We start from the raw sequence: 1,814 nt of genomic DNA, 5'->3' as shown, positions 1-1,814 counted from the left end.
CTGCCCGTGCGGCGAGCGACGTTGTGGATGACGCGCGCATCAGCTCACGATCTCTCTCACGCCAGCTTGCTCGTCGTCACCTCCGGCCCGGCCGGCTGGTGCATCGCGCGGTGGGCGGCGTCGGCGATCCAGGGCTGCTGATTGACCATCGGCAGGCGCCAGGTGCTGGTCTCGCCGGCCGCGATGTGATCGAGCCGGGTCACCGAGCAATTGTCGATGTCGAAGGCGAGGCCCTTCTCGACGAGGCCGCCGAGAGCAAGCCCGACCGCAGCCTTGATGGTGCCGCCATGTCCGACCGCGATGACGTCGCGGCCGGCTTCCGCCACCGTGATGCGCGCGATCGCGGCGGTGACGCGCGTGTACAAATCCATGTAGCTCTCGCCGCCCGGGGCCGGCTCGTCGATGGCGGCGAACCAGTTGCTGCCGGCGGGGCGGCTCGCCAGGAACGCCGCACGGTTCATGCCCTGCCACTGTCCGAGATGCTGCTCGGCAAAGGCGGCTTCCTTGGTCATCATGGGGGGCTGCGGAAACCCGGCGGCCCAGATCGCCTCGGCGGTCTGGTGCGTGCGCATCAGATTGCTCGCATACCACACCGCGCTGCGCGGCAGGATTTTTGCCACCGCCTCGAACACCTCGCGATCCCCGGTGTCGCAGGCGATGTCGGACTGGCCGTAGATGTTGCCGCCGTCGCTGCGCACCGGCGCGTGGCGCACCCACCACCAGCGCGTGGTGACCACAGATGGCTTGCTCCCATCACTCGTCATCGCTCACCCTTCCCTCGGCTGGCCTCTCGCTGTACGTGAAGGCCTAGGTCGTCTCAAGCCGCTTGGCGATTTCAGCACGTTTGAAACGGCGTTTGAATTCCGTTGCGCGGCACGCAACTGATCACAAGGACAGCAGGAGGAAACATGGGCCGCCTCGAAGGCAAATCCGTCATCATCACCGGCGCGGGCAGCGGCATCGGCCGCGCAGCGTCCCTGATGTTCACGAAGGAAGGCGCACGGCTGATCGCGGTCGATCGCACCGACGGCGTCAAGGAAACCGTCGAACTCGTCAAGCAGCAGGGCGGCATCGCGGAGGCCGTGCTGGCCGACGCCGGCTCCGAGGCGGATGTCTCGGGCTTCATCGACCGCGCGGTCGCGACCTATGGCAGGCTCGACGTGATCTGGGCCAATGCCGGCATCTCCGGCGGGCTCAAGCCGATCGCCGAGCAGACCGTCGAGCATTGGCAGGAGATCCTGCGCATCAACCTGATCGGCCCGTTCCTGGCGGTGAAATACGCCATGCCGCATATGGTGCGGCAGCAGCGCGGCGCCATCGTCTGCACCGCTTCGGTCGCCGGCCTGAAGTCCGGCGCCTCCGGCCATCCCTATGCGGCCAGCAAGGCCGGCGTCATCAGCCTGGTGCAGACCACCGCCTATTCGCTGTCCGGCACCGGCGTGCGCATCAACGCGGTCTGTCCCGGCCTGATCGAGACCGGCATGACCAAGCCGATCTTCGACGGCGCGAAAGAGCGCGGCACCGAGGGCAAGATCGGCCAGCTCAATCCCTTGAAGCGCGCCGGCCAGCCGCACGAGATCGCCGCCATGGGCCTGTTTCTCGCCAGCGACGAAGCCTCCTACGTCAACGGCCAGGCCTTCCCGGTCGACGGCGGCCTCACGGCATCGATGCCGTATGCGGGGAAGCCGATCTAAGGCTCTCGCCTCAGGCGCAGGTGTCGGCATCAGCCCCTCCTCTCGCCTCCGTCATGGCCGGGCCCGTCCCGGCCATCCACGTCGAGCGGCATGTGCAGAACGACTTGGATGCCCGGGACA

2 protein-coding genes are annotated in these 1,814 nt (G+C 67.6%); one reads left to right on the top strand and one right to left on the bottom strand.

The window, feature by feature from the left end:
• Nucleotides 1–56 precede the first annotated feature (56 nt).
• On the bottom strand, nucleotides 57–764 hold the full coding sequence (locus tag BRAS3809_RS10145) for a histidine phosphatase family protein (RefSeq protein ID WP_008961997.1): 708 nt from the start codon (nucleotides 762–764) through the stop codon (nucleotides 57–59).
• Nucleotides 765–908: 144 nt separating this feature from the next.
• On the opposite strand from BRAS3809_RS10145, the gene BRAS3809_RS10140 reads away from it, so the two are divergent.
• Entirely contained in the window at nucleotides 909–1,694 is a 786-nt protein-coding gene (locus BRAS3809_RS10140) for an SDR family NAD(P)-dependent oxidoreductase (RefSeq protein WP_008961996.1), read from the top strand.
• The last annotated feature ends 120 nt before the right edge of the window (nucleotides 1,695–1,814 follow it).

Source organism: Bradyrhizobium sp. STM 3809 (assembly GCF_000239795.1).
Classification (GTDB): Bacteria; Pseudomonadota; Alphaproteobacteria; order Rhizobiales; family Xanthobacteraceae; genus Bradyrhizobium.
This window is presented reverse-complemented; position numbering and strand designations above follow the sequence as displayed.

Excerpts from the sequence above, each read along its gene's own strand:
- BRAS3809_RS10145 (WP_008961997.1), bottom strand. The coding sequence starts at position 764 with ATGACGAGTGATGGGAGCAAGCCATCTGTGGTCACCACGCGCTGGTGG.
- BRAS3809_RS10140 (WP_008961996.1), top strand. The coding sequence starts at position 909 with ATGGGCCGCCTCGAAGGCAAATCCGTCATCATCACCGGCGCGGGCAGC.